This is a genomic window from Kitasatospora cystarginea, from assembly GCF_039533515.1.
Lineage (GTDB): Bacteria > Actinomycetota > Actinomycetes > Streptomycetales > Streptomycetaceae > Kitasatospora > Kitasatospora cystarginea.
This window is the reverse complement of the sequence record NZ_BAAATR010000108.1, coordinates 1-5,122: the sequence shown is the minus strand read 5'-3', so window position 1 is coordinate 5,122 and position 5,122 is coordinate 1. Positions and strand designations below refer to the sequence as shown.

At 70.4% G+C, this 5,122-nt stretch carries 6 protein-coding genes and 2 pseudogenes; 7 read left to right on the top strand and 1 reads right to left on the bottom strand.

The window, feature by feature from the left end:
* The 3 genes from ABD369_RS39980 to ABD369_RS39970 form a co-directional block, all read left to right on the top strand.
* Positions 1–290, top strand: a 290-nt coding sequence (locus ABD369_RS39980; protein WP_344641561.1) for a hypothetical protein, incomplete at its 5' end; no start/stop codon positions are given.
* A 173-nt stretch (positions 291–463) separates the two neighbouring features.
* Complete coding sequence (locus ABD369_RS39975; protein ID WP_344641560.1) at positions 464–835, top strand: STAS domain-containing protein; 372 nt, start codon at positions 464–466, stop codon at positions 833–835.
* Between the two features lie 250 nt (positions 836–1,085).
* Positions 1,086–1,655, top strand: a complete 570-nt coding sequence (locus ABD369_RS39970) for a hypothetical protein (RefSeq protein WP_344641559.1) — start codon at positions 1,086–1,088, stop codon at positions 1,653–1,655.
* 147 nt (positions 1,656–1,802) lie between these two features.
* Here the strand turns inward: ABD369_RS39970 and ABD369_RS39965 are convergent.
* Positions 1,803–1,991, bottom strand: a pseudogene (locus ABD369_RS39965) (hypothetical protein); the annotation flags it as partial.
* Positions 1,992–2,246: 255 nt separating this feature from the next.
* On the opposite strand from ABD369_RS39965, the gene ABD369_RS39960 reads away from it, so the two are divergent.
* The 4 genes and pseudogenes from ABD369_RS39960 to ABD369_RS39945 all read left to right on the top strand — a co-directional run.
* Positions 2,247–2,807 (top strand): hemerythrin domain-containing protein, encoded by a 561-nt coding sequence (locus tag ABD369_RS39960; protein ID WP_344641558.1) that lies wholly within the window; start codon positions 2,247–2,249, stop codon positions 2,805–2,807.
* A gap of 220 nt (positions 2,808–3,027) precedes the next feature.
* Complete coding sequence (locus tag ABD369_RS39955) at positions 3,028–3,546, top strand: hypothetical protein (protein ID WP_344641557.1); 519 nt, start codon at positions 3,028–3,030, stop codon at positions 3,544–3,546.
* 213 nt (positions 3,547–3,759) lie between these two features.
* Positions 3,760–4,653, top strand: a complete 894-nt coding sequence (locus tag ABD369_RS39950) for an SDR family oxidoreductase (protein ID WP_344641562.1) — start codon at positions 3,760–3,762, stop codon at positions 4,651–4,653.
* 354 nt (positions 4,654–5,007) lie between these two features.
* A pseudogene (locus ABD369_RS39945) lies at positions 5,008–5,122 on the top strand (PRC-barrel domain containing protein); the annotation flags it as partial.

Sequence of the window (5,122 nt, the reverse complement as noted above, 5' to 3'; positions counted from 1 at the left end):
GCCTTACCCGCGACAACCTGGAAACCCTCGCCGGCTTCCTCTACGACCGCATCGGCCGCCCCCGTGAGAACGGCGACCAGACCTGTCAGGTCGAGCCGCTGCGCCGCATGGTCCGCCACGCGGTCACCGGCCTTGAGGCCTACCTGACTGCCAGCGAATCCTCCCAAGGCACCTTGGGCTACCAGCAGGACACCGCCGACGAGCTGTGGGAGAGCCTGGAGCGGATCGCTTCCCGCTGGCGCGACCAGCCAGCCCCTACGCCGGCCCCGCCCGACCGCGACACACGGTGAGGAAAGCCATGGCCACCGCCCACCGCCCCCCGCCCGAGCCGCCACCACAGCACTGCCCCTGGCAAGCCCCACACGCGAAGCACGCGGGCCGGCTCCCAGTGACACCCCACGCCGACCCGCCTCCAACACCTCGCGCTGGGCCGCCCGGAAGGCACACCATGCTCGCCCCGGATATGAAGACATCCACCACCCGCATCGGCGACGCCCTGGTCTGCTCCATCGCCGGCTACGCCCACATGGACAACGAACAGCACCTGCGCCACGAACTGCGACAGGCCCTCGCCCGGCACCCCGCACTCCTCGCGATCGACCTGCACGCCGTCGACCTGTTCACCACCAGCGCCCTCCACACTCTGCTCACCGCCCGCCGGAGCGCACTCGCCGCGGGCGTGCCCCTCGTGCTTGCCGCACCTAGCCCGCAGGCACAACGGGTGCTGGAGATCACCCAGACCGACACCGTGTTCCAGGTGTTCCCGACCCTGACCGAGGCCCTGCACAAAAGCGCCCCTTCGAAACCGAGCACACCGCACCCGACCGCCCTGTGACCGAAGGTTCGCGAGGCGCGCTTCCGCTTCTGCCGCGTTCCAAGCCCCCTTGCACGACTCCTCCCCACCCTGTGGGGATGCGCTACGGCGACTACGCGCCGCCAGCGGCCCCGGTACCGGGGCTGGAGGAAGAGCCGACGACGGTACCGTCAGCGCACTCCGGCCCCGCGCGGACGCCCTGCGAAGAGCACGTTTCGAGACGCCGGCTGCCGGTAAGGCGGCAGGCCACTGAAGAACCAAGGAGGACCTGATGTCGACAGGGACCCTCATCGCGATCATCGTGCCCGTCGTAGTCGTGCTGCTCCTGATAGCCGGAGCGTTGTGGCTCGTGGCCCGCCGCCGCCGGTTGCGGGAACGGTTCGGCCCCGAGTACGAGCGCACCGTCCGCAGCTCGGGCAGCCGACTGGCCGCCGAGCAGGAACTGCGCCGCCGCGAACAGCGCCACCAGCAGCTGGAGATCAAGCCGTTGGCACCCGGCACCAGACAGCGATACGCGCAGGACTGGACGCAGGTGCAGCAGGAGTTCGTCGACCGTCCCGGCGAGGCCGTCCAGCGGGCTGACGGCCTGGTCACCGCGCTCATGCATGAGCGCGGCTACCCCACCGAGGACTACGAACAGCGGCTGCGTGACCTGTCCGTCGAGCACGCGAACACCCTGAAGCACTACCGTGCCGCGCATGCGGTCAACGCCCAGGCCGGTCGCGGTGACGCGACCACCGAAGAACTCCGCGGGGCGATGGTGCACTACCGCGCACTGTTCACGGCGCTCCTCGACGGCGGGCAGGCGGCGCGGGACGACGACGAGTCGCCACGGAGATGACAGAGATGAAGCCGCAGCGCTACGACGACACGGGACCGATGACGACCGAGGACATCGTCGCCACAGGACCACAGAACGAGGAAACCAGAGACCACCAGGACACAGCGCGGGCAGTCAGGCGCCTCTCGCTTCAGACCTACGCAGCCAGCTGGCCGTCTTCGACTCGCCGTGCCGGGCCCGCTCCTTGTTCACGGTCCGGGCCGCGATCTCGCTCTCTGTGCGGTCCCGGGCGCTGTCCTTGATGTGCTCGTACTGACGTTCACGCTTCTTGCTCGAACCGCAGGCATGCGGTTCCTCCTCGTTTCGTGGGTGTGCGCCATGGCGCCTACCCCGCACGTAGGTCTCGATCCGTTCGCTCGCCTGCGCGGCTACGGCGGGCGAGCTTTGGTCGTCGCGAGGTGTGACCGCGGGGGGATCGTCAGGGGGCTGGTGAGCGGAAGCTTGCAGGGCCGGCCTCGCCGCACGGTGTTGCTGGTGCCCTCCGATCGGGTGAGGCAGGTGAGGCGGGCTCACAGGGCGAGCACGGTGGGGGGATCACTGCCTGCTGGGCGGGATGGCCCCGGCCCTGACAGGACGAGAGGCGGATGCGCGATGGGGCATGGCGGAAATGTGCTCGCGGAGCTGATGGCGGATCACCGGGAGGTCGAGGAGATCTTCGGCCGCATCCAGGCGATGACCAGCCGCGGGCAGGAACTGCGTGACCTCGTCGACGAGGTCACCATCGAGCTGGTGCGGCACTCGGTCGCCGAGGAGCAGTACCTCTACCCGGCGGTGCGCGAGCACATCCAGGGCGGTGACCGGCTCGCGGACAAGGAGATCGCCGACCACGGCCGGATCGAGAAGATCCTCAAGCAGCTGGAGAAGACGAACACCGACGATGCGCAGATGAGCGCTCTGCTGCGGCAGCTCATGGACGAGGTCGCCGCCCACGTCCAGGACGAGGAACACAACCTCTTCCCGATGCTGCGCCAGGCCTGCTCCTCCGAGATGCTTGGTGATCTCGGCGAGAAGGTCCGGCGGGCCAAGGCCATGGCTCCGACCCGCCCGCACCCCGCCGCGCCCGACACCCCGATGGCCAGCAAGATCCTGGCGCCGGGTGTCGGTCTGGTCGACCGGGCCCGCGACTTCGTCACTGGCCGCGGAAGGTCCTGACCGCACCCGGCAGTCGGCGATGAGCGCAGCTGGGTCGGACCGCAGAGTGTCGGTCCGACCCAGGTGCCCGGTCGGGCAGGGCGTGACGCGGGTCATGCCATCGGCCGTGGTGGCCGCCTACACTGGTCGGCCACGAGCGGGGCAGCGCGGCTCCGCGTAGACAGCTCGCGCACCCGATCAGCCGGACCACGGGCGAGCCCGCCCCGAGGGACCGATCACCATGCCCACCGACCTGACACCTGTCATAGCCGCCTCCACCCGCTGGCTCCTGGCCGCCTACCCACCGCCAGCGGGCGCGCTCAGCCGGGCTCTGGCCGATGCCCAGGCCCGGCAGGCCACCGCGCTCGCGGCCGCTCTGTGCTACCCCACCAGCCTGGACGTGCAGCTGCTCCATCTCCTCGCCCCCAGCGGATCCCACCGGTTGGACTGGCTCACCGGATGCGAGCCGCACCCCGACGACACCGACACCGCCTGGCGGACCTGGGTCGACGAAACCGTCGTCAGCTGGGCAGCCTGCCTCCTGGCCGACCCCGCACTGGCCGCACGCGCCAACCAGGCCCTGGCCACAACCGAGCACCACACCGAAGCCGGCGGACTGCAACGCCTCACCCACCCCAGCACCCGCGACAGCGAAGCCACCGCCCTCCTGCGCCACCCAGACCTTCTCGAACCCATCGCCGTCCTGCACCGGCCCCAGCTCGTCGAACTGCTCACGGCCGAGGGCGCCGGATTGTCGTGATGCCACCCCTGTGCGGCACGTGCCGCACACAGCGCGCGTTGGCACGGCTGTCAGAGGATCTCCCGGCCGGCCTCCGGACGGGTGAGCGACCATCCCAACACCGCGGTGCGGACTGCGGCGCGGCGCCCGGACCGTCAGACTCGAGTGGCGTTGCGGCCCCACCGGGCCGCGGCCGGAGGTTGGACCGAGGCTGAGGAGTGATGGCGGGTGGCGTTGAGCGACCAGTACGCCCCGCAGGATCCGGCCGAGCAGTACCCGAGGCCGCCGCTGCCCGAGCAGACGCAACCACACCCCGGAAGCGGCGAGCAGATGCGGCCCCAGCCGGACCACGGTGAAACCTCCTACCGAGGCTCCGGCCGCCTGACGGGCAGGGTCGCACTCATCACCGGAGCCGACTCCGGGATCGGGCGGGCCGTGGCCTTGGCATTCGCCCGTGAGGGTGCCAACGTGGCCTTCAGCTACCTGCCCGAGGAACAAGGCGATGCCGACATCACCACCGGCCTGATCGAGCAGGCCGGCCGCCGCGCGCTGCCGCTCGTCGGCGATCTGCGCGAGGAGGAGTTCTGCACCAGCCTGCCCGAGCGATGCGCCGCCGACCTGGGTGGGCTGGACATCCTGGTGAACAACGCTGCCTACCAGATGTCGCAGCCCGACGGACTCGCCGCGATCAGCACCGAGCAGTTTGACCGGGTGATTACGACCAATCTGTACGGGATGTTCTGGCTCACCCGGGCCGCGCTGCCGCATCTGCGTCCGGGCGCGTCGGTTATCAACAGCGCCTCGGTGCAGGCGTACAAGCCCAGCGCGCATCTGCTGGACTACGCGATGACGAAGGCGGCGATCGTCGCGTTCACCCAGGGCCTGGCCCAGCAGCTGGCACCCGGGGGAATCCGGGTCAACGCGGTGGCGCCCGGGCCGGTGTGGACGCCGCTGATCCCGGCCACCATGGACGAGGAGAAGGTCGCGCACTTCGGCGAGCAGTCCCCGATGGGCCGCCCGGCCCAGCCGGCCGAGATGGCCCCGGCCTACGTATTCCTCGCCTCGCAGGAGGCCTCCTACATCACCGGGGAGGTCCTCAACGCCACCGGCGGCATCCCCCTGCCATGACCGTCCGAGAAGGACACGCAGCGGCGTAGCTGTTGCGCCCACACAGCGCCTCTGCCGACGTCGTGCCGCCAGCCGCTGCGCATGGGGCTGAGACTCCGGCTGCCCAGGTGCGGCAGGCCTGGCACCGGCAGACCCTGGGAGAGGAACCGACTGCGGAGGAGAGCGAGGGCGCGTAGCCGCGGGGCAGGTGGCCGAGGAGGCAGGCGGTGAGCTGGGCGCCTTGGCGACCGGTGGATTTCCGCCCTCGCCACAGATCCGGCAGTCGCGCCGATTGGCCCGGTCGGCGCACCGCGCGGGCTCGGCGGTGGCCCTGGTAGGAGGATGGGAGATGCCCACCGACCTCGGAGGTTGCTGGTGTTCGAAGCGAATGAGATCCGGGAATGGCGCGGTCACGACGTGGTCGATGCCGATCGCCACAGGATCGGCACGCTGGAGTCCGTCTACGTGGACACCGTGACCGACGAGCCAT